We start from the raw sequence: 21,930 nt of genomic DNA, 5'->3' as shown, positions 1-21,930 counted from the left end.
CGTCCGTAACGCTGGAGATTGCGCACACGATGACATTTTCGGGAGATGGTCTCGATGCTGTCGTTGCTGATGCAGTTGCCGGCAATCGCGACGCGCTCCGCAAGGTGTTGGAAACCATCCGCCCGATCGTCGTTCGGTACTGCCGTGCGCGATTCGGGGTCGGTGCACGACAGGGTGTTTCCGCAGACGATGTGGCTCAGGAGGTGTGTTTAGCTGTGATCACGGCGCTGCCGCGGTACAAGGACCAGGGACGGCCGTTCCTGGCTTTCGTGTACGGCATTGCCGCTCACAAGGTTGCTGACGCGCATCGTGCCGCCGGCCGCAACCGGGCTGAAGCCACCGACGATCTGCCGGACCGCCCCTCGACCGAGCTGGGCCCGGAGCAGATGGCCATCGACGCCGACTCGGCGGCCCGGATGAACCGCCTGCTGTCGGTGCTGCCCGAGAAACAGCGTGAAATCCTGATCCTGCGTGTCGTCGTCGGCATGAGCGCCGAGGAGACCGCTGAGGCCGTCGGCAGCACCGCCGGCGCGGTCCGCGTCGCTCAGCACCGCGCGTTGGCGCGCTTGAAGACCGAGATCGGTTCGACGGAGCGCGGCCATGCCTGACTCCGGACAATGGTCGCCGGGCGGCGGCGACCCCTCGCTCAACGAGATTCGACGCGTCGACCGATTCTTCGACGCGCTCGCGGCCGACCAGCACGCGTACTCGACGGATTCCACGGAAGCCGAGCTGGCGTTCCTGCTCGCAGACTGGCGCGACAGCATCCGCGAACCCGCGGTGACGACGCCCGTCACGGCCCGCGACGCCGTCGCCGCACTGCAGAACGGGTTGCACCGCAAGGAATCTCGGACATCCCTGACGATCGTCGGCTCGGTTGCCGCCGCGCTGCTGTGCCTCGGTGGCTTCGGCACCGCGATCTACGCCGCTGGGCCGAACTCCTCGCTGTACGGCCTGCACACCGCGATGTTCGGCACCGACAAGGCCAGCCGTGACGACCAGGTGATGCTGGCTGCGCAGACCGAGATGCAACAGGTGCAGCAGCTGATCGACAACGGCCAGTGGCAGCAGGCGCAGGAGAAGCTGCAGGCGCTCAGCCCGACCGTGCAGAGCGTCGACACGCCGGAGCACAAGCAACAGCTCATCCAGCAGTGGAATGCGTTGACCTACAAGGTGGTTGAGCAGGACCCGGCGGCGACGCTGCCCCCACCGGGAGAGCCGATGCCGGTCCTGCCGTCGTCTCCGCTGACCCTGTTGCCGGTCCCGGCGGTCGAGACGACGTCGTCGTCCTCGTCATCCGGCACGTCGGCGACCACCTCGTCGTCCACGACGTCCACCTCGGCCGACACGTCCACGACGTCGACCAGTGCGCCGACCTCGACCTCGGAGCCGACGACCACGTCCGGCTCGCCTACCTCGTCGAGCGCGACGTCTGCGACCGAGACGGCGAGTTCGTCGTCGCCGAGCAGCTCGACCGTGACGTCGACATCGTCGTCCTCGGTGTCGACGGCCACGTCCGCGCCGTCCACGGTGCCGTCGACCGCGACAGCGACCGGGACGTCGTCCATCACCGTGCCGTCGAGCGAACCCGCCGTCACGAACCCGCCGACCGCGACGGCCACCCAGCCGGCCACCGTCGCGCCGTCGACGCAGAACCCGGCGCCGGCGCAGACGGTCACGACCGTCGCCCCGACTGTCACAGTGCCCTCGGTGACCACACCGGCCCCGACAGTCCCGGCAGTGCAGCCGACCGCGGCGCCGACGACCAAGGAAGCGCAGCCGGAGCCGACACGGGAGCGGTCAGTCGTGACGACGACGCAGGCGCCGTCGGGTTCGGGATCAGGATCGGGATCGGGACACGGGCAGCACTGACGTGATGCGGCAGCCGGTTTGGCTGTTGAGTCTGTAATGGTGGCCCTGCCTACGCGGCTTTTGGCGCCGTGAGTGCAGGGTCAGCGCAACTCGGCTGTTGGCTCTGCAACCACGGCGCCGCCTACTCGGCCTTTTGGGCCCTGAGTGCAGGGTCAATGCAACTCGGCCGTTGAGTCTGTAACTAGGGCGCTGCCTACTCGGCCTTTTGCGCCCTGGGCGCAGGGCCAACGCAACTCGGCTGTTGAGTCTGTAACTAGGGCGGTGCCTACTCGGCTTTTGGGGCCCTGTGTGCAGGGTCAACGCAACTCGGCTGTTGGCTCTGCAACCACGGCGCTGCCTACTCGCCAGATTTCGCCCTCAGCGCAAGATCAACCCGCGAGACGTGATATCTGGCACGTCAACAGAAAAAATCAGCGGTAGCCGTCGTGCTCGGAGGTCGCCTCGTTGAGCGACGCATCGGCGTACCCGCGGCAGTAGTCCCACGTCACGTAGGCATCAGGCTCGGGGTCGTAGGCCGGCTCGTGCGGGCGGACGGTGCCGTCGACCAGCAGCTGCAGCAGGTTCGCCCGCAGCATGTCCCAGTCGTGGTAATGGTCTTGCTGACATTCGTCGCAACAGACGACGAGGCCGCGAATGCCCTTGTGCGCCAACAGTGTTTCGTACACTGCCAGATCGGCGAGATCGGCTTCGACAGCCATGCGTTCCTGCGGGTCCAGGGGTTGTCCGGGCTCCAGCGCATCCAGAACGGCCGACGGGTCCATGGGATCGTCGGCGAACGGGTCGGGTGGCAAGCCCGGCGGCAGGTGGTCACGCACAGGTCCACCCTACTTATCACCCCCGACGATGCGCCAGCCGTTACCCCGGCGAGCCGTCACATAGTGGGGTTCATTGCACACAGTCTGGGCCGATAGGATGGCTTTTTAGTTCCACGACTGTGTCTGCCCTGGAGGCCCCACCCATGTCGATCGCTGAAAGCAGCGTTCCCATCTCCGTTCCGGTGCCGACCGGAGGTGACGATCCGACCAAGGTTGCGATGCTCGGGCTGACCTTCGACGACGTCCTCCTGCTGCCCGCGGCGTCCGACATCATCCCGGCCACCGCCGATACGTCGAGCCAGTTGACGCGCAACATCCGGCTGCGCGTGCCGCTGGTCAGCTCGGCCATGGACACCGTGACCGAGTCGCGGATGGCCATCGCGATGGCCCGCGCCGGCGGTATGGGCGTGCTGCACCGCAACCTGCCGCTCAGCGAGCAGGCCGCGCAGGTCGAGACCGTCAAGCGGTCCGAGGCCGGCATGGTCACCGACCCGGTCACCTGCTCGCCGAGCAACACGCTGGCCGAGGTCGACGCCATGTGCGCCCGGTTCCGCATCTCGGGCCTGCCCGTCGTGGACACGGCCGGGCAGCTCGTCGGCATCATCACCAACCGCGACATGCGCTTCGAGGTCGACCAGGACAAGGCCGTCGCCGAGGTGATGACCAAGGCGCCGTTGATCACCGCCCAGGAAGGCGTCTCGGCCGAGGCCGCGCTGGGACTGCTGCGCCGGCACAAGATCGAGAAGCTCCCCATCGTCGACGGCCACGGCAAGCTGACCGGGCTGATCACCGTCAAGGACTTCGTCAAGACCGAGCAGTTCCCGCTGGCCACCAAGGACAGCGACGGCCGTCTCCTGGTCGGTGCCGCTGTCGGTGTCGGTGACGACGCCTGGACCCGCGCCATGACGCTGGCCGACGCGGGTGTCGACGTGCTGATCGTCGACACCGCGCACGCCCACAACCGCGGTGTGCTGGACATGGTGGCCCGCCTCAAGAAGGCCGTCGGCGAGAAGATCGAGGTCGTGGGCGGAAACGTCGCCACCCGGTCCGCCGCCGCCGCGTTGTGCGAGGCCGGCGCGGACGCCGTCAAGGTGGGCGTCGGGCCCGGCTCCATCTGCACCACCCGCGTGATCGCCGGTGTCGGCGCCCCGCAGATCACCGCGATCCTCGAGGCGACCGCCGCGTGCCGCCCCTACGGCGTCCCGGTCATCGCCGATGGCGGTCTGCAGTACTCCGGCGACATCGCCAAGGCGCTGGCCGCCGGTGCCTCGACGGCCATGCTCGGTTCGCTGCTGGCCGGTACCGCCGAGTCGCCGGGCGAGCTGATCTTCGTCAACGGCAAGCAGTTCAAGAGCTACCGCGGCATGGGATCGCTCGGCGCCATGCAGGGTCGTGGGCAGGGCAAGTCCTACTCCAAGGACCGCTACTTCCAGGACGACGTGCTGTCCGAGGACAAGCTGGTGCCCGAGGGCATCGAGGGCCGGGTGCCGTTCCGCGGCCCGCTGTCCACCGTCATTCACCAGCTCACCGGCGGTCTGCGGGCCGCCATGGGCTACACCGGTTCGGCCACCATCGAGCAACTGCAGCAGGCGCAGTTCGTGCAGATCACCGCGGCCGGCTTGAAGGAAAGCCACCCGCACGACATCACGATGACCGTCGAAGCACCGAACTATTCGTCGCGCTAACTGACACGCGCCATCTGACAGGGAAGTCAACACACATGCGTGACATGGTTGAAATCGGCATGGGCCGGACCGCTCGTCGTACCTACGAACTCGACGACATCAACATCGTGCCGTCTCGGCGCACCCGCTCCAGCCAGGACGTTTCCACGGCCTGGCAGCTGGACGCCTACCGGTTCGAGATTCCGGTCCTGGCGCACCCGACCGACTCGTTGGTGTCACCCGAGTTCGCCATCGAGATGGGCCGCCTCGGCGGCCTGGGTGTGCTCAACGGTGAGGGCCTGATCGGCCGGCACCGCGATGTCGAGGACAAGCTCGCGCAGGTGGTCGAGCTCGCGGCCAAGGAAGACGATCCGTCGGCGGCGGTCCGGCTGCTCCAGCAGCTTCACGCGGCGCCGCTGGATCCGGAGCTGCTCGGCGCCGCCGTCGCGCGCGTGCGTGAAGCGGGCGTCACCACCGCGGTGCGAGTCAGCCCGCAGAACGCCCAGGCCCTGACGCCGACGCTGGTCGCGGCCGGGATCGACCTGCTGGTCATCCAGGGCACCATCATCTCGGCCGAGCGGGTGGCGCAGGACGGTGAACCGCTCAACCTGAAGACCTTCATCTCCGAGCTGGACGTGCCGGTGGTCGCCGGCGGCGTGCAGGATCACCGCACCGCGCTGCACCTCATGCGTACCGGTGCGGCCGGCGTCATCGTCGGCTACGGCTCCACCTACGGCGCCACCACCAGCGACGAGGTCCTGGGCATCAGCGTGCCGATGGCCACCGCGATCGCCGACGCCGCCGCCGCGCGGCGCGAATACCTCGACGAGACCGGCGGGCGCTACGTGCACGTGCTGGCCGACGGTGACATCCACACCTCGGGCGACCTGGCCAAGGCCATCGCGTGCGGCGCCGACGCGGTGGTGCTGGGCACCCCGTTGGCCGCTGCGGCAGAGGCGCCTGGTGACGGCTGGTTCTGGCCGGCCGCCGCGGCGCACCCGTCGCTGCCGCGCGGCGCGCTGCTGCAGGTCGCGCTGGGCGAGCGGCCGTCGCTCGATCAGGTTCTCAACGGCCCGTCCGACGATCCGTTCGGTTCGGTCAACCTGGTCGGTGGTCTGCGCCGGTCGATGGCCAAGGCTGGGTACTGCGACCTCAAGGAGTTCCAGAAGGTCGGCCTCACCGTCGGTTCCTAGTACCGGCGGTAGCAAGTTAGGTTTACCTTGGTAGCTGGTTACCGAGCGGTAGGTCCATACTTCTGCCATGGAGCCTGACTACGACGTCTTGATCATCGGCTCGGGTTTCGGAGGCAGCGTCAGCGCTCTCCGGCTCACCGAGAAGGGTTACCGCGTTGGAGTGTTGGAAGCCGGCCCCCGGTATTCCGACGCCGACTTCGCAAAGACTTCATGGGACCTGCGAAAGTTCTTGTGGGCACCCAAGTTCGGCATGTATGGCATCCAGCGGATCCACCTGCTCCGCAACGTGATGATCCTGGCCGGCGCGGGTGTCGGCGGTGGTTCGTTGAACTACGCCAACACCCTCTACATCCCGCCGGACCCGTTCTTCAACGATCCGCAGTGGAAGAACATCACCGACTGGCGCGCCGAACTGATGCCGCACTACGAGCAGGCGCAGCGCATGCTCGGTGTGGTCAAGAACCCGACGTTCACCGACGCGGACAAGATCATCAAAGAGGTCGCCGAGGACATGGGCTGCGCCGACACCTTCGTCGCGACGCCCGTCGGGGTGTTCTTCGGACCGGACGGCGAGAAGACCCCGGGCAAGACCGTGCCCGACCCGTACTTCGGCGGGGCCGGCCCGGCGCGCACCGGCTGCATCGAGTGCGGTGAGTGCATGACCGGCTGCCGCCACGGCGCCAAGAACACCTTGGTGAAGAACTACCTCGGCCTGGCGGAAAAGGCTGGGGCGCAAGTACATCCGCTGACCACGGTCACCAGCTTCCAGCAGCGCGGCGACGGGCTGTGGGAGGTGGCGACCCGCCGGACCAACGGCCGGGTGCGCCGCGGCAAGCGGACTTTCACGGCCAAGTACCTCATCGTCGCGGCCGGTACGTACAACACCCAGAAGCTGCTGTTCAAGGTGCGCGACACCGGCAAGCTGACCAAGCTGTCGGACAAGCTGGGCGTGCTGACCCGCACCAACTCCGAGTCCATCGTGGGTGCCCAGACCCGCGAAGTGCCCACGGACATGGACCTGACGCACGGTGTGGCCATCACGTCGTCGATCCACCCGACCCCGGACACCCACATCGAACCCGTCCGGTACGGCAAGGGCTCCAACGCCATGGGCATGCTGCAGACGCTGATGACGGACGGCGCCGGCCCGCAGGGCACCGACGTGCCGCGGTGGAAGCAGTTCCTCAACCAGGCCGGTGAGGACCCGCGTGAGCTGATCCGCCTGCTCAACCCGCAGCGGTGGAGCGAGCGCACCGTGATCGCACTGGTCATGCAGCACCTCGACAACTCGATCACCACGTTCACCAAGCGTGGGCCCGGTGGTATCCGGATCATGTCGTCCAAGCAGGGCCACGGCGAGCCCAACCCGACCTGGATCCCGGTCGGCAACGAGGCGACCCGACGGATGGCCGAGAAGGTCGGCGGTATCGCCGGCGGCACCTGGGGCGAGCTGTTCAATATCCCGCTGACGGCCCACTTCCTGGGCGGCGCGGCGATCGGTGACAGCGCCCAGACGGGCGTCATCGACCCCTACCACCGCGTCTACAACTACCCGACGCTGTTCGTCACCGACGGTGCCGCGATCTCGGCGAATCTCGGTGTGAATCCGTCACTTTCGATCGCGGCGCAGGCCGAGCGCGCGGCGTCATTGTGGCCGAACAAGGGACAGGACGACGCGCGGCCGGCCCAGGGTGAGCCCTACCGCCGGATCGAACCGATCGCACCGGACCGTCCCGTCGTCCCGGCCGACGCCCCGGGCGCGCTGCGCCGGCTGCCGATCACCCCGGTCTAGTAGGGATTTGTGCACGATTTTCCGCGGTCAGCGCGGAAAATCGTGCACAAATCCCTGGGGTCAGGCCGAGTTGAACCGCCGGTGTGTGGGCGCGCGGCCCGGTGGTTGCGGCGGCGGGGGCAGTATCGACTGCCGCGGCTTGACGTCGACGACGGTCGGCTCGCGGGTACTCAGCGTGAGTTCGTCGCCGGCGTGCCGGATCACCAGGGTGGAGTCGGGTCCGTCGCGCAGGGTGTACGTCACCTCGCTGTGCGTCGCATCGACGGTGACCCGAAATTCCCGCCACCGCAACCGAAATCGGAGCCGGGACAGACTGTCCGGCAGCTGCGGGTCGAGTGCGAGGAAGCCTTCGTCGTCGCGTAGACCACCGAAACCGGCGACCAGAGCGATCCAGGCACCCGCGAGGGACGCCATGTGCAGTCCGTCGCGGGTGTTGTGGTGCAGATCGCGTAGGTCGATCAAGGCCGCTTCGTAGGCATAGTCGTGCGCCAGTTCGAGGTGACCGACCTCGGCGCACATCACCGCCTGCGTGCACGCCGACAGCGACGAGTCCCGGACCGTGCGCCGCTCGTAGTAGTCGACGTTGTGTGCCTTCTGCTGGGCGGTGAAGGCGTGGCCCTGCCACTGCATGGCCAGCACCAGGTCGGCCTGCTTGATCACCTGCGCCGGATACAGCCGCACGTATGGGTGGTTCAGAAACAGGGGATAGGCGGTGTCGGGCGTGAACTTCCATTCCGCAAAGGTGGTGAAGCCCTCGCACTGCGGGTGCACCGCGAGCTCCTCGTCGTACGGGATGTGCGCAGCGGCCGCGGCATCACGCCACGCGGCTGTCTCCTCGTTGGTCACGCCCATGGCATAGGCGTTGTCGGGGTGCCGCGTACACGCGTCGGCGGCGACGCGCAGGTTGTGTGCCGCCATCAGATTGGTGAAGACGTTGTCACGCACCATTGCGGTGTACTCGTCGGGACCGGTGACGCCGTCGAGGTGCCAGACACCGTGGCGGTCATGGTGTCCCAACGACATCCACAATCGCGCCGTCTCCACCAGTACGGTCAGGCCGCAGTCGACTTCCAGGGATTGGTCACCGGTGGCGTTGCGGTAGCGCTCGAACGCCATCGCGATGTCGGCGTTGACGTGCCACGCCGCGGTGCCGGCCGGCCAGTACGCCGAGCATTCGGGTCCGGATATGGTGCGCCACGGGAAGCTCGCGCCCCGCAAACCCAGTTCGGCCGCACGGCTTTTCGCCAATTCCAGTGTAGAGGCGCGCCACCTCAGGGCGTCTGCGACGGTATGCGGTTTCGTGTAGGTCAGCACGGGGAGGACGAAACCCTCGGTGTCCCAGAAGGCGTGACCGTCGTAGCCGGTTCCGGTCAGCCCCTTGCCGGCGATGCCGCGGCATTCCGCGCGGGCACTGGCCTGCAGCACGTGGAACAGCCCGAACCGCACGGCCTGCTGGCAGTCCGGGTCACCGTCGACCTCGACGTCGGCACTGTCCCAGAAGTCGTCGAGATAGGCGCGCTGCAGATCCAGCTGTCCCTGCCAGCCGCTGTAGTGCGCGCCGGCCAGCGCGCCGGCGACCTGGTCGCGCAGCGCGGGACGCGACCTCAGGCTCGACCAGCCGTAGGCCAGATACTTCAAGATGCGCAGTTGCTGGCCCGGTCGCAGCCCGCAGATCACGGTGGTGCGCGCCAGATCTGGGCGGGCGTCGGTGCTCACCTCGACACGGCCCGGAACCTCGATCTCGTGGTCCATCGCGGCGGCCATCATCAGGCCACTGCGCTTGGTCTGGTGGATCAGCAGCCCGCTGTGTTGGTTGTGTTCGTGGTGTATCGCCTGCAGCGGATTGGCGAGGGCCGCCGCAACGCGCGGATCCGATGAGGTTTTCGGCTGATCCTCATTGGCGACCAACTCCGATTGCACTGTGACACGGGCGAATTCATCGATGGCCTCGACGGTGTACTCGATGGCCGCGACGCTCCGCTGGGCCAGTGAGACCAGCCGAGTCGACTTGACCCGCACCTGCTTTCCCGCCGGTGACCGCCAATGCACTGTGCGCGAGAGGGTTCCGGCGCGCAGATCCAGAATTCTCTCGTGGTCGATGAGTTCGCCGTACCGGACGTCGAAGGGTTCGTCGTCGACCAGCAGGCGGATGATCTTGCCGTTGGTGACGTCGACGATGGTCTCGCCACCCTGGGGGTAGCCGAATCCACTTTCGGCATAAGGCAATGGCCGGGTCTCGTAGAACGAGTTGAGATAGGTGCCGGGCAGGCCGTGCGGTTCCCCTTCATCGAGATTGCCGCGAAAGCCGATGTGCCCGTTGGACAACGCGAACACCGACTCCGACTGCGCCAACAGGTCCAGGTCCAGCTGCGACTCGCGCACCTGCCAGGGCTCGACCGGAAATGATTCCTGGGTGATCATCGTCGGCCTACAGCAGCTCGGCCAGGTCACTGACGACGACGTCCGCGCCGCTGTCGCGTAGCTGCGCGGCCTGATCGGCCCTGTCCACTCCGACGACGTATCCGAAGTGGCCGTTTCGGCCCGCCGCGACACCGGCCAACGCGTCTTCGAAGACGGCGGCCGCCGCCGGTTCGACTCCCAGCAATTGCGCCGCCCGCAGGAATGAGTCCGGTGCCGGTTTGCCCGCGATGTGCTCGTCCCGCAGCGTCAGGCCGTCGACGCGCTGCTGCACGAAGTGGGACAGCCCGGTGACGTCGAGTACCTGACGGGTGTTGGCGCTCGACGACACGACCGCGATGCCGAGCCCGGCGGCGGCGACGGCCTCCAGGTATCGCCGGGACCCGCTGAACGCTTCGATACCGTCGTCGTGCAGCACCTTTTGGAACATCTCGTTCTTGCGGTTGCCCAGGCCGGCGACGGTCTCGGCGTCCGGCGGGTCGTCCGGGTTGCCGTCGGGGAGGTCGATGCCACGGCTGCGTAGAAACGAGCGGACGCCGTCCTGGCGCGGCTTGCCGTCCACGTACCGCAGGTAGTCGTCGTGGCTGTCGAACGCGACGAACGGTTCGCCGTCACGTTCGGCGCGGTGCCGCAGATAGTCGTCGAACATCGCCTTCCAGGCCTTCTTGTGCACGCTCGCGGTGTCGGTCAGGACGCCGTCGAGGTCGAACAGGCAGGCGTGCACGGCTTTGGGGAGACCCAGCATGGTCGCTCTTTCGGTCGGGGATTGTCCTGCTGTGTCCTTTCCCGCTTTTCGGCTCGCTTATTCGTTGACGCTACGCCGCGCTGATCACGCGGCTGGGTTCTCCGTGCACGTCGACCGGGACGTCGCCGGTCAGCGTGACGCGGTGCATCAGCCGGTGCTGGCCGTCGTAGTCGTCGACGGCGCGGTGCTGGGTGGCCCGGTTGTCCCACATCGCGACGTCGCCGGGCTGCCAGTCCCAGCGAACTGTGTTCTCCGTCAAGGTGATTCGGCGCTGCAGCAGTTCCAGCAAGGCGGCCGACTCGTAGCTGTCCAGCCCGACGAAGCCGCGGACGAACTGTCCGGCGACCAGCGCGCGCTCGCCGGTTTCCGGGTGGACCCGCACCACGGGGTGCTCGGTGCGGAAGTCGGGCTTCTGGAATTCGGCCTGGTAGCCCTTCTGCTCGTCGGTCAGGTGCGTCGTGTCCACGGTGACGTCCTTGAGGTAGTCGAACCGGTTGGAGTGCACGGCCCGCAGGTTCTCCACCAATGCCTTGAGCGGCGCGGGCAGCCCGTCGTAGGCCGCCACGGTGGAGGCCCACAGCGTGGAACCGCCGTAGGTCGGCAGGGTGACGGCCCGTAGCACCGACGCCGAGGGGTAGTCGGGCATGAACGTCACGTCGGTGTGCCAGCGGTTGGCCTTGCCGTACTCGGAGTCGATCGGGGTGATCTTCGGTGCGTCGGCGCGCTTCATCGAGTGATGGCCGACGAGATCACCCATCAGTTCCCCGAACGCCTGCTGTTGCGCGTCGTCGAGGTGGTTCTGACCGCGGAAGAAGATGACCTTGTGGTCCAGCAGCGCGGCGCGAATCTCGGCGACGGTCTCGGGGGACAGGTCGCCGCCCAGTCGCACGCCGTCGATGACGGCGCCGATCTTGCTGGTCAGTTTGGTGATGTTCATCGGAAGCCTTTCGAAAGACGCGCACTGTAGTCAGTTGACTACAGTGCATGGCCGCTAGTGTAGCCACATGACTACAGGTGTGCCAGTGGGCCGGGACGAAGTCGTCGCGGCAGTCCTCGAGGCCGCATCGGAGCTGTTCGCCGCGCGCGGTCCCGCGGCCACGTCGATCCGGGACATCGCCGCCAAGTCGAACGTCAACCACGGACTGGTGTTCCGGCACCTCGGCTCCAAGGAGAAGCTGGTCGGCGCGGTGCTGGACCATCTGGGACAACGCCTCAAGGAGTTGATCGACGCCGATGCGCCGGCCGAGGTGATCGATGCGGCGCTGGACCGGCAGCTCCGGGTGATCGCCCGGGCCGCGCTCGACGGCTACCCGGTCGGGGAGTTGCAGACCACGTTTCCTAACATGGCGCGGCTGCTCGACGAATTTCTGCCCCGGTACGCCGACGCGAACCAGGCCCGGTTCGCGGTGGGCAACATCATCGCGCTGCAACTGGGCTGGCGACTGCTCGGGCCATTCCTGCGGCCGGCGCTGGGGCTCGGTGAGATGAGCGACGACGACGTCCGCGCCGCCGTGGGCGCGGCAGCCGAGCGGCTGGCAGAGCCCCCGGCAGCCCACCACTAGACTGGGCGGGTGCAAACACCAGCTTCACAGCCCGTTCTGGTCATCGACTTCGGTGCGCAGTACGCGCAGCTGATCGCCCGCCGGGTCCGCGAGGCTCGGGTGTTCTCCGAGGTGCTGCCGCACACCGCGACGGTCGAGGACATCAAGGCCAAGAATCCGCAGGCCATTGTGCTGTCCGGCGGTCCGTCCAGCGTCTACGACGACGGCGCTCCGCAACTGGACGCGGGGATCTTCGATCTCGGCGTCCCGGTGTTCGGCATCTGCTACGGGTTCCAGGCCATGGCCCAGGCGCTCGGCGGCACCGTCGCGCACACCGGCACCAGTGAATACGGCCGGACCGAGCTGAAAGTCGCCGGCGGAGAGCTGCATTCGGGCCTGCCCGCCACGCAGCCGGTGTGGATGAGCCACGGTGACGCCGTCACCGCGGCGCCCGCCGGTTTCGACGTCGTGGCCAGCAGCCCCGGCGCCCCGGTCGCCGCGTTCGAGGACCGGGCCCGCAAGCTGGCCGGCGTCCAGTACCACCCCGAGGTGATGCACTCGCCGCACGGCCAGCAGGTGCTCAGCCGGTTCCTGCACGACTTCGCCGGCATCGGCGCGACCTGGACCGCGGCCAACATCGCCGACCAACTGGTCGAGCAGGTGCGCGAGCAGATCGGTGACGGCCAGGCCATCTGCGGCCTGTCCGGCGGCGTCGACTCTGCGGTGGCGGCGGCGCTGGTGCAGCGCGCCATCGGTGACCGGCTGACGTGTGTGTTCGTCGACCACGGCCTGCTGCGCGCGGGTGAGCGTGAGCAGGTCGAGCGCGACTTCGTCGCCGCGACCGGCGCCAAGCTCGTCACCGTCGACGAGGCCGACCGCTTCCTCGACGCACTGTCCGGGGTGACCAATCCCGAGGGCAAGCGCAAGATCATCGGCCGCGAGTTCATCCGGGCCTTCGAGGGCGCGGTGCGCGACACCTTGGGCTCGAGCGAGTCCGAGGTCGAGTACCTGGTGCAGGGCACGCTGTACCCGGACGTCGTCGAATCGGGCGGCGGCACCGGCACCGCCAACATCAAGAGCCACCACAACGTCGGCGGTCTGCCCGAGGACCTGAAGTTCAAACTCGTCGAGCCGCTGCGGCTGCTGTTCAAGGACGAGGTGCGGGCCGTCGGCCGCGAGCTGGGCTTGCCCGAGGAAATCGTTGGGCGCCAGCCCTTCCCGGGTCCCGGTCTCGGTATCCGGATCGTCGGCGAGGTGACGGGTCCCCGCTTGGACACGCTGCGCCGCGCCGACTCGATCGCCCGCGAGGAGCTCACCGCGGCCGGTCAGGACCAGAGCATCTGGCAGTGCCCCGTGGTGCTGCTCGCTGATGTGCGCTCGGTCGGCGTGCAGGGCGACGGACGCACCTACGGCCATCCGATCGTGCTGCGTCCGGTGTCCAGCGAGGACGCCATGACCGCCGACTGGACCCGCGTGCCTTACGAAGTGCTGGAACGCATTTCGACCCGGATCACCAACGAGGTGCCGGAGGTCAACCGCGTGGTGCTGGACATCACCAGCAAGCCGCCGGGCACCATCGAGTGGGAGTGAGCTAGCGCGCCGGGTCGCCCCGCCACGCGAAGCTGTTGACGTACTGGCCCATGTCCAGGGCCAGTTGCAGGCCGACGGCGGACGGTTTCCCGGAGCCGAAGTCCGGGCCGAACCGGTGGTAGGGACCTGACGCCGCGGCGATGAGGGCCAGGTCGTTCTTGACGGCGACGAGCACCAGCAGCCGCATCCGGGTGTATTGGCGGCTCGCGCCCTGCGGATACCAGTCGGCGACGATGCCGTAGCCCGACTGGTAGCCGACCATGGCGTTCGGAACCTCGTACGCGGTCTTGGCGTCCGGGTAGGTCGACGAGACCAGTTCGGCTGCAATGTCTTTCGGCTGGCGTCCGGTCGCGGGCCGGCTGAACAACTGCAGCATCCCGCCGTCACCGGCGAGCAGTTTCGCCAGCACGCCATGGTCGTCCTTGGTGACGTCGTACGCCGATCCGGCCGCCGGGTAGGCGACACTGAACGAGCCGTCGGGTGCGGTGAACCGGGGGTTGATGGTGACCGGTTGGCCCATGGGCGGATGGCCGCATTCCGGCGGGCACACGTACCGCACGGCCGGTTTCTCCAGGAGACTGGACACCCCGACGAGGAGCGCGGCCACCACCACGGCGGCGAGGGCGAAGACCAGGGCCACCTGAACGCGTTTCGTGGTCCTGGTCGGCGTTGTTGCGTAGGCCGGGGCATGCAGCGAATAGCCGGGCAGGAGGCCGACGGACATGCTGTCGGCGGGTGCCGGGCGGTCGGTGCGCTGGCCGTGCCGTGCGGCCCGGGACGAGGCGCGGGTGGCGGCACCGCAGGCCGCGCAGAACGGCGCGTCGGGCACCACGTGGCCGCACTGGGTACACAGCAGCGGCTCGTCCATGTTGTAGTCGTCGTGCGCCTCGTGCAGGAGTGCCAGGTGCAGCCCGACGCGCAACGCCAGCAGCGCGATCATGGTGAGCGCGAAATACATTGCCAGCTGGACCAACTGGGGCAGCTGCACCGCGTCGATCAGGCCGAGCAGGGCATAGACCACCGCGACGACCACCGCGATCAGGGTCAGCGTCAGCCGGACATAGCCGCGATGCTGGTGTGCCTTGTTCGGCGGCCGGGTGAACCACAGCGCCGCACCGATCAGACCGCCGACGGTGGCGGCGATGATGGGCGTTGCCAGCCCGCGGATCCCGGCCTCGACCAACAGGCCCAGGAGCGGGCGGTCCCGGTTGACCATGCCCGTGCCGAACTGGGGGGCCAGCCGGGTCAGGGTCGCCGCCGCCGTGAAGTAGATGGCGGCATGGGCGCCAATCGCATAGCCGTGCAGGGCTTCTCGATGGCCTGGCCGGACCAGGCGGATCACCAGCGCGGGTACCTGCATCAGCAGGAGTCCACCGAGCGTGACACCCACGCCGGTGCGCAGCATGCGGGCTGCCGCGATGCCCGCGCCGAGCGGGATGCCATAGGTCCTCGCGGCGGCAGCGCCGGTGAGCAGTGCCCAGCCGACGCCGAGGGCGACAGCGAGGCCGGCCGTCAGCCACAGGTTGCCGCGAGGCGCGTCCTGGTTGAATTCGGATTCCCGCAGATAGATCCCGAAGATGACGGGCAGCCCGAGGACGGCGACCGCGACCAGTGCGCCGGGCAGGCGGAGCATCGCGGTGGCGACCAATGCGAGCACCAGGGCGACGAGCCCGAGCATGAACGACGTGCGCGACCGCGGGGAAAGGTGCGGGAACAGCGAGCTGGTGATCGACAGCCGGAGCAGATGCTGGCCGGGTGCGGCGCTGAACGACCGGGCCCGCAACCAGTGCGGCCCGTCGTGGCTGTGTTGGCTCAGCGGTGCCCCGCACAGCCCGCAGTACTCGCCGGCTGGGACATCCAGCTGGCAGACCTCGCACTCCATCATCGGCCGGTCTTCGAGCTGTGTGCTCATTGCGTCACTTTCTGCAACAGCGCCAGGTCTGCCACCAGGTTCTCCAGATTCGGGGTACCGAGGCCACTGACCAGGTCGTAACCGGGGCCTGCGGTGTCAATCGCGTTGCCGCCCAAGGTGACATCGCGGAACGCCGGGCGTGGGGCGCCGGTGGCGATGCGGTACAGCAACGGGTTGAGGTCGCCGATGAGCCGCCCCCCGTTCGCGATGAGGTGCTGATTCATGATGGCGGTCAGCCCGGCCCAGATCGGAGCGGCCTGTGAGGTACCGCCACCGACGACAACCTCTTTGTCCACAACGATTTTCACTCCGGTGTAGGGGTCGGCGACAGCCGAGATGTCCGGCGTCATGCGCTTCCCGGCGCTGCGCTTCGGGTCGACCCGGGCCGCTGCCGTCGCTTGCCAGCGCGGTTGGTCGAACAGTGCCGAAACCCCGCCGCCGGTGCCCTGGGAGAGCGGGACGTTGAACCACGCCTGTTCGTCCAGCCATTGACCGTCGGCGTCGGTGGACAGGGTGCTGCCGCCGACGTTGGTCATCTCGGGCAGTGACGCCACCGAATCCAGGCCGATGTCGCTGGGGCCGGGCGGGGAATCCCAGTCGTCGCCGCCTTTGCATTCGAGTCCGGCCAGGTCGCCGCTGGCGTCAAAGGCCGTGGTGCCGTGGGATTCCGCGGTGGCCAACCCGGCCCGGACGGGTGCGAGGTCGGCCGCGGTGGTTAGCTTGTCGCAACCCCAGCCGATCGACAGGCTCCAGACCGCGCCGGGAAAGTCCCGGTCGGTCTGCTCGAACATCTCGCCGATCTTGAGGTAGGCGCCGTCGCCGGTGACCGTGGGGCGGGCGTTGACGACGACCAGTCGAGCATCGGGTGCGATGGCATGGATGACCTCGAGGTCCATGGTGGTCTCGCCCCGCTCGTCGCCGGGCGTTCCGCCGACCAGGGTCGGGGTGAATGTGGGCAGGCCGAAGGTGGTGGAGAACTGGTCCAGGTCCGCCTGGTCGTAACCGTTGAAGGCGAAGACCACCACCGTGGTGCCCTTACCGGTGTAGCCGGCCGTGGCCAGTTTGTCGGCGTGATAGGCGCTGAGCAGGTGGCTCGGGGTCAGCCCGCGTTCGGTCACACCCAGCGGCCGGGGCGGCGGGGTGGATTCATGATGCGGTGTGTAGCTGAGGATTCGGCCCAATTCGGTGACCGTGCCGTGCAATTCGGTAGGGACCCGGGGTTGTTGCGGCGCGGCGTAGAACTCCTGCCCGCGCCGGCTGCGGTAGTCGTGCACCTCGACGCCGAAGGCGGTGCCCATGTGGCCGGGTTCGCCTTCGATGACGGCCCAGTTGTCGCCGGGGCGCCACTGGACCGAAAGTCGTTGCACATCAGCCCAATTGATCAGCGCGTCGGGCCGATCGTTGGCATCGAGCATGGCGGTGAGCCGGACCCGCTGCTGATGTGCGAGTCCGAGATCCGTCGAGGAGGCCAGCAGCGACGCGAAGGGCCCGTCGATGGTGCCTGACGGTTGGTCTGCCCCTGGTATCAACCTGCCCGGGACGGGAAGGTTGAAGATCAGCGCCAGGGCGACGGCAAGAACCAGCGCCGACAGCCATCGCTTTGACGGTGTGCGAGTCGGTGGCATGTAGCAACGGTAGCGCTAACCCGGATTCTGTTGAGCCCTTGAGTTACCGGGGCCGAGTGTCAGTTGCGGTGCGTACCCGGGGTGGCAGTGGGCGCCGGGTTAGCGGTGACCGACGGGGTGAACAGGTTGCCGCCGCCGTTCGGGCTGAGCGACTTTTCGGTCGGCGTCACCTCGTGGGTGGTGGTCGTCGTGGTCGTGGTGGTCGTCGACGAGGGCGTCTCGGGGGCTTTCTTCTCCTCGCCGCAGCCGGCGGTGAGGCCGATCATCGCGATGAGCGCGGTGCCGCCGGCGGCGGCTGTGACGCGGTGGACCAGGCGGTGTGAGCCCATGTCGGTGTCCCTTCGGCGGGCGGTGGTCCACCAGACCCGGTGATGAGTTCTGGGGGCGGAACTTCAGATCGGTTCCAGATTCGAGCGTACCGCCTCGACGCGCCGGCGGCAGATGGGGCGGCACGCGCCTCGCGGCTTGACCGTGTCGGTGGCTGGGTGTTTACTCACGATATCGAACAAATATTCGAATACAAACGGTGACTGATGGTGCAGGAGGTGTTTTTGTGGCGGCTGTGACCAGCCTGGCGGATGGTCGGATTGACCGTGCTGACCAGCTGGAACAGCTCCGGCGCAAGATTGCCGAGATGTCCGGTCCGGCGGGTTTGCGGGGTCGGGACCGGGGGCGGCCGGAGCCGGCCCCGAAGGTTGTCCAAAGTTTGCTGGAGCCTGAGGATTTCCAGTCTGAGCTGCTGCCTGACATGTTGCCCCGTGGCACCGTCGCAGTGCTCTCGGGGGCCCGGTCGTTGCCGTTGCGGATGGTGGCTGCGGTGACGGCGTCCGGTGGGTATGCGGCCATCGTCGGTCAGCCCAAGGTCGGGCTGCTGGCCGCCGTGGAGATGGGAGCCGACCTGGAACGCATCGCGCTGATCCCGGATCCGGGACCGGACCCGGTGGAGGTGGCCGCGGTGCTCATGGACGGGCTCGACCTGGTCCTGCTCGGCCTGGGCGGCAAGTCTGTTCCGGCTGGCCGGGCCCGGGTCGTGGCATCTCGGGCCCGGCAGCGCGAGTGCACCCTGCTGGTCACCGACGGCGACTGGCCCGGGGCGACGGCCCGGTTGGAGGCCAGGGTCCGCGGGTACGAGGTGGTCGGCGCGGGTGCCGGGGACCCGGCGCCCGGGTGCGGACGGATCGGCCGGGTGCGGTTGGACACGCGGGCCCGGGGCCGCTCGATGCGCCCGCTGCGAGCGGTGGGTGGCTGAGATGTCCCGGGTACTGGCCATCTGGTGCATGGACTGGCCCGCGGTGGCTGCGGCAGTGGCGGCCGGGCTGTCGGTGACCGAGCCGGTGGCGGTCACTCTGGCGAACCGGGTGGCGGCCTGTTCGGCGTCGGCCCGAGCGGCAGGGGTGCGGAGGGGTTTGCGGCGCAGGGAGGCGCAGGCCCGCTGCCCCCAATTGCACGTCGTCACAGCCGATCCGGCGCGCGACGCCCGTCACTTCGAGGGCGTGACGGCCGCGGTCGACGAGGTCGTGCCGCGGGCGGAGGTCCTGCGGCCGGGGCTGCTGGTATTGCCGGTGCGTGGCGCGGCCCGGTATTTCGGGTCGGAGCAGACCGCCGCCGAGCGATTGGTCGACGCGGTGGGTACGGCCGGGGTCGAATGCCAGGTGGGCATCGCCGACCAGTTGCCCACCGCGGTCTTCGCGGCCCGGGCGGGACGCATCCTCACGCCAGGTGCGGATGCGGAATTTCTCGCCGAATTGTCCATCCGGCAGTTGGCCACCGAACCGAGCCTGTCTGGTGAGGGCCGGGAAGAACTGTCGGACTTGTTGTGGCGCATGGGTATTCGGACCATCGGGCAGTTCGCCACACTGTCCCGGACCGACGTGGCGTCCAGGTTCGGGACCGATGCGGTGGTCGCGCACCGGTTCGCCCGAGGTGAGCCGGCCCGCCGGCCGGCCGGGCCGGAGGCACCGTCGGACCTCGATGCCGTGATGGACTGCGATCCGCCCATCGACCGGGTGGACGCGGCGGCGTTCGCCGGGCGTTCGTTGGCGGGCCGGTTGCACCGCAGCCTGGAGTCCGCCGGGGTGGGGTGCACCCGGCTGGCCATCGATGCGGTGACTGCCAATGGCGAAGAATTGCAACGGGTTTGGCGGTGTGCCGAGCCGCTGACCGAGGACGCCACCGCGGACCGGGTGCGGTGGCAGCTGGACGGCTGGTTGACCAGGCGGGGGCTGGGCGGGGCCGGGCCCACCGCGCCCATCACGGTGCTGCGCCTGCATCCGGTCGAGGTGGTCTCGGCTGCGGCGCTGCAGTTGCCGTTGTGGGGATCCTCCGGCGACGACGACCGGATGCGGGCCCGGCGGGCGCTGGTCCGGGTGCAAGGTCTGCTGGGGCCGGAGGCGGTGCAGGTGCCGGTACTCAGTGGTGGACGGGGACCGGCCGAGCGCATCACGCTGACCCCGCTGGGGGACGAGGTGGTGCCGCGATGCGATCCGGCGCAGCCCTGGCCGGGACGGCTGCCGGAGCCGGCCCCGGTGGTCCTGCTGGATGATCCAGTGGAACTCGTTGATGTACAGGGTAATTCGGTTCGGGTGACGGACCGCGGCATGTTCTCCGCTGATCCCGCGGGTCTGACGGGGTCGGGTTATCGCGGGGTGTTGCGCTGGTGGGCGGGGCCGTGGTCGGTCGACGAACGCTGGTGGGACCCGGAACGGGGGAAGGGGCGCACCGCACGGGCTCAGGTGCTGCTCGGGGGCGACGGGGAGAGCCGTGCGCTGTTGCTCTGCTATCGGCAGCGGCGGTGGTATGTAGAGGGGGTTTACGAATAGTTGCATTTCACAGAAAACCCGCAGCGAATCGCCATTCGATTCTAAACTCGCACGGTTGGGAATCAGTTTGTAGCGGCGCGGCAGTCTTTGGTAGGTGCGCCGATGGTGGGCGTAGTGATCACGTATCAAACATGCACTAACTGATCCGAGGGGAATCGCCATGAGTGATCTGACCGGGGCCTACATCAGTTGTGCAGTGCTGCTTCCCGATTGCCCCGCGTCATGACCTCTTCCAACGGGCAGGCTGACGGACCGCTCGCCGCAGCCACCTCGAAAGTGGTGGCGTGGCTCAAGGACATATCGGGTGATGCGGTCCAGATCGCACCGCCCAAGACGCCGGATGACGGGCTGAGCGTCTGGCCGCTTGAGCTGCAGTCAGAGCGGGAGTTGCGGACCCACCGCGCGCTGGAGCCGCTGCGCCTTCGAGTCCGTCATCTGGTGACCGGCAATGCCGTCATGCTCGGCAAAGCCCTTGTCGCCGCGACCGAAGCCGGTGACCCGGCTGTCGACCTGACGCCGCTCAGCCCCGAGACCTGGCTCGCGTTGGGGTGCGCGCCGCGGATCGCGCTGCTGTTCGACATGCCCGTCGTGATCGCCCGGCCCACCCCGCAGGTCCCGATCGTCACCGAAGAACTGCGCATCAACCTCATCCCGAAACCCGCATCAGAAGGAGGCCAACCATGACGAGTTCAATTGGGGCGCCCGGCGTCTACGTGCAGGAAGTGCCCAGTGGCGCACGCCCCATCCAGGCGGTCGGCACCAGCACCGCCGCGTTCGTCGGCCAAGCTCCCGATGCCGGGGCGCTGCTGGGCGAAGCCAAGGCGGTGAACAGCTGGACCGAGTTCGTGCGGAACTTCGCGAACGTCCCACGGCCGCAAGGCACCGCGTTGTCCCGGGCGGTGTGGGGCTTCTTCGCCAACGGCGGCGGACGCTGCTACATCGTCAACCATCCCGAAGGCCAGGCCATCGAAGGCGGCGGTGCCCGGCGCAGTGGACTGCAATTGCTCGAAGCGGTCGACGAAGTCGCGATCGTCGCGGCACCGGGATACGTCGGCGTGCAGAGCTACGAGGCGCTGCTGGGACATTGCGAGCGGCTGGAGGACCGGGTCGCCATCCTCGATGCGCCCGCCGACGTCGACGACATCGGGAGTCTCATCACGGTCGGCACCCTCGGGTCGCCGCGCGGCCCCGGCAGACCGGACAAGCCCGACAAACCCGAGGACGGAGCCGAAGGAGACGCTCCGCCGCCCGCGCATGCGGCCGGCCCGGACGCGAATGGATTGCGGCCGCGGCCGTCCACCTACGGCGCGGTCTACTTCCCGTGGATCGTCGCGTACGACACGCTCTCCCAACAGAATGTCCCGACGGCGCCCAGTGGTCACATGGCCGGCGTGTGGGCGCGCGTCGATGCCAACCGCGGTGTGCACAAGGCCCCCGCGAACGAGCCGATCGTCGGTGCCCTCGACCTCACCTACCTGGTGACCCGGGGTGAACAGGCGAACCTCAACCCTGCGGGCGTGAATTGCATCCGCAAGTTCGGTGCCGAAGGAATTCGGGTGTGGGGTGCCCGCACCGTCGCGCCCATGGGCGATCCGTTCATCTATCTGAACGTGCGCCGGCTGTTCAACATGCTGAAGGAATCAATCGCGCAAAGCACGACGTGGATTGTCTTCGAACCGAACGAATACAAGTTGTGGACGTCGATCAGCACATCGGTCAGCGAATTCCTCACCCGAGTGTGGCGGGATGGCGCCCTGTTCGGCCGGACCCCGCAAGAAGCGTTCTTCGTCAAGTGCGACGAGGAGACCAACCCGGTCGAGGAACGCAACGCCGGGCGGGTCACCGCGCTCGTCGGTGTCGCACCGGTCAAGCCGGCCGAGTTCGTGGTCTTCCAGATAAGCCAGTGGAGCGGAGGAACCGAGATCGAAATGGTAGGTGGCTGAA

General features: G+C 68.1%; 18 protein-coding genes. 11 read left to right on the top strand and 7 right to left on the bottom strand.

Annotated elements, in window-relative coordinates; all coding sequences use genetic code 11:
- The first annotated feature begins 29 nt into the window (after positions 1 to 29).
- A complete protein-coding gene (locus ACJEIK_RS22090) occupies positions 30 to 608 on the top strand; it encodes a sigma-70 family RNA polymerase sigma factor (protein WP_135357757.1) in 579 nt (192 codons plus the stop codon).
- On the top strand, positions 601 to 1,872 hold the full coding sequence (locus tag ACJEIK_RS22085; protein ID WP_409430294.1) for an anti-sigma-D factor RsdA: 1,272 nt from the start codon (positions 601 to 603) through the stop codon (positions 1,870 to 1,872). The genes ACJEIK_RS22090 and ACJEIK_RS22085 overlap by 8 nt, the downstream gene beginning before the upstream one ends.
- A gap of 410 nt (positions 1,873 to 2,282) precedes the next feature.
- Here ACJEIK_RS22085 and ACJEIK_RS22080 read toward each other — a convergent pair whose 3' ends face one another.
- Positions 2,283 to 2,687, bottom strand: coding sequence for a DUF5319 domain-containing protein (locus ACJEIK_RS22080; protein WP_020102483.1), 405 nt, complete (start codon positions 2,685 to 2,687; stop codon positions 2,283 to 2,285).
- 143 nt (positions 2,688 to 2,830) lie between these two features.
- On the opposite strand from ACJEIK_RS22080, the gene guaB reads away from it, so the two are divergent.
- The 3 genes from guaB (at position 2,831) to ACJEIK_RS22065 (ending at position 7,336) form a co-directional block, all read left to right on the top strand.
- Positions 2,831 to 4,372, top strand: coding sequence for an IMP dehydrogenase (gene guaB / locus ACJEIK_RS22075; RefSeq protein ID WP_061001648.1), 1,542 nt, complete (start codon positions 2,831 to 2,833; stop codon positions 4,370 to 4,372).
- 44 nt (positions 4,373 to 4,416) lie between these two features.
- Positions 4,417 to 5,544 carry a GuaB3 family IMP dehydrogenase-related protein gene (locus ACJEIK_RS22070; RefSeq protein WP_409431742.1) on the top strand — a complete coding sequence of 376 codons (1,128 nt, stop codon included), beginning with the start codon at positions 4,417 to 4,419 and terminating at the stop codon, positions 5,542 to 5,544.
- Positions 5,545 to 5,611: 67 nt separating this feature from the next.
- Complete coding sequence (locus tag ACJEIK_RS22065; RefSeq protein ID WP_061001650.1) at positions 5,612 to 7,336, top strand: GMC family oxidoreductase; 1,725 nt, start codon at positions 5,612 to 5,614, stop codon at positions 7,334 to 7,336.
- A 60-nt stretch (positions 7,337 to 7,396) separates the two neighbouring features.
- On the opposite strand, the gene ACJEIK_RS22060 is transcribed toward ACJEIK_RS22065, so the two are convergent.
- The 3 genes from ACJEIK_RS22060 to ACJEIK_RS22050 all read right to left on the bottom strand — a co-directional run bounded on the left by ACJEIK_RS22060 (position 7,397) and on the right by ACJEIK_RS22050 (position 11,436).
- Positions 7,397 to 9,757: a glycoside hydrolase family 65 protein gene (locus tag ACJEIK_RS22060; protein WP_409430293.1), complete on the bottom strand. Its 2,361-nt coding sequence runs from the start codon at positions 9,755 to 9,757 to the stop codon at positions 7,397 to 7,399.
- A gap of 7 nt (positions 9,758 to 9,764) precedes the next feature.
- A complete protein-coding gene (locus ACJEIK_RS22055) occupies positions 9,765 to 10,499 on the bottom strand; it encodes a beta-phosphoglucomutase family hydrolase (protein ID WP_133427618.1) in 735 nt (244 codons plus the stop codon).
- A gap of 70 nt (positions 10,500 to 10,569) precedes the next feature.
- Positions 10,570 to 11,436 (bottom strand): TauD/TfdA family dioxygenase, encoded by an 867-nt coding sequence (locus ACJEIK_RS22050; protein WP_061001653.1) that lies wholly within the window; start codon positions 11,434 to 11,436, stop codon positions 10,570 to 10,572.
- 67 nt (positions 11,437 to 11,503) lie between these two features.
- Between ACJEIK_RS22050 and ACJEIK_RS22045 the strand changes: the two genes are divergently transcribed.
- Both ACJEIK_RS22045 and guaA read left to right on the top strand, forming a co-directional pair.
- Positions 11,504 to 12,061, top strand: a complete 558-nt coding sequence (locus tag ACJEIK_RS22045) for a TetR/AcrR family transcriptional regulator (protein ID WP_166428124.1) — start codon at positions 11,504 to 11,506, stop codon at positions 12,059 to 12,061.
- A gap of 9 nt (positions 12,062 to 12,070) precedes the next feature.
- Positions 12,071 to 13,630, top strand: a complete 1,560-nt coding sequence (gene guaA, locus ACJEIK_RS22040; RefSeq protein ID WP_133427617.1) for a glutamine-hydrolyzing GMP synthase — start codon at positions 12,071 to 12,073, stop codon at positions 13,628 to 13,630.
- Between the two features lies 1 nt (position 13,631).
- Here the strand turns inward: guaA and ACJEIK_RS22035 are convergent, their stop codons facing one another.
- The 3 genes from ACJEIK_RS22035 to ACJEIK_RS22025 are packed head-to-tail and all read right to left on the bottom strand — an operon-like array spanning position 13,632 to position 17,496.
- Positions 13,632 to 15,542 (bottom strand): zinc ribbon domain-containing protein, encoded by a 1,911-nt coding sequence (locus tag ACJEIK_RS22035; RefSeq protein ID WP_409430292.1) that lies wholly within the window; start codon positions 15,540 to 15,542, stop codon positions 13,632 to 13,634.
- Positions 15,539 to 17,167 (bottom strand): protease pro-enzyme activation domain-containing protein, encoded by a 1,629-nt coding sequence (locus ACJEIK_RS22030; RefSeq protein WP_135357357.1) that lies wholly within the window; start codon positions 17,165 to 17,167, stop codon positions 15,539 to 15,541. Before ACJEIK_RS22030 ends, ACJEIK_RS22035 begins: the two co-directional genes overlap by 4 nt.
- 59 nt (positions 17,168 to 17,226) lie before the next feature.
- Entirely contained in the window at positions 17,227 to 17,496 is a 270-nt protein-coding gene (locus ACJEIK_RS22025; protein ID WP_135357356.1) for a hypothetical protein, read from the bottom strand.
- A gap of 224 nt (positions 17,497 to 17,720) precedes the next feature.
- Here ACJEIK_RS22025 and ACJEIK_RS22020 point away from each other — a divergent pair, with 224 nt between their 5' ends.
- The 4 genes from ACJEIK_RS22020 to ACJEIK_RS22005 all read left to right on the top strand — a co-directional run bounded on the left by ACJEIK_RS22020 (position 17,721) and on the right by ACJEIK_RS22005 (position 21,929).
- Entirely contained in the window at positions 17,721 to 18,416 is a 696-nt protein-coding gene (locus ACJEIK_RS22020) for a hypothetical protein (RefSeq protein ID WP_409430291.1), read from the top strand.
- 1 nt (position 18,417) lies between these two features.
- The gene (locus tag ACJEIK_RS22015) at positions 18,418 to 19,986 is read left to right on the top strand and encodes a DNA polymerase Y family protein (protein ID WP_409430290.1); all 1,569 of its coding nucleotides are present in this window, start codon (positions 18,418 to 18,420) and stop codon (positions 19,984 to 19,986) included.
- 222 nt (positions 19,987 to 20,208) lie between these two features.
- Positions 20,209 to 20,670, top strand: coding sequence for a hypothetical protein (locus tag ACJEIK_RS22010; RefSeq protein ID WP_133427609.1), 462 nt, complete (start codon positions 20,209 to 20,211; stop codon positions 20,668 to 20,670).
- On the top strand, positions 20,667 to 21,929 hold the full coding sequence (locus ACJEIK_RS22005) for a phage tail sheath subtilisin-like domain-containing protein (RefSeq protein WP_133427608.1): 1,263 nt from the start codon (positions 20,667 to 20,669) through the stop codon (positions 21,927 to 21,929). The genes ACJEIK_RS22010 and ACJEIK_RS22005 overlap by 4 nt, the downstream gene beginning before the upstream one ends.
- The last annotated feature ends 1 nt before the right edge of the window (position 21,930 follow it).

Source organism: Mycobacterium sp. SMC-16 (assembly GCF_046250085.1).
In the GTDB taxonomy this organism is placed as follows: Bacteria; Actinomycetota; Actinomycetes; order Mycobacteriales; family Mycobacteriaceae; genus Mycobacterium; species Mycobacterium phocaicum.
The sequence above is the reverse complement of the archived record's forward strand: the minus strand, read 5'-3'. Positions and strand labels throughout refer to the sequence as shown.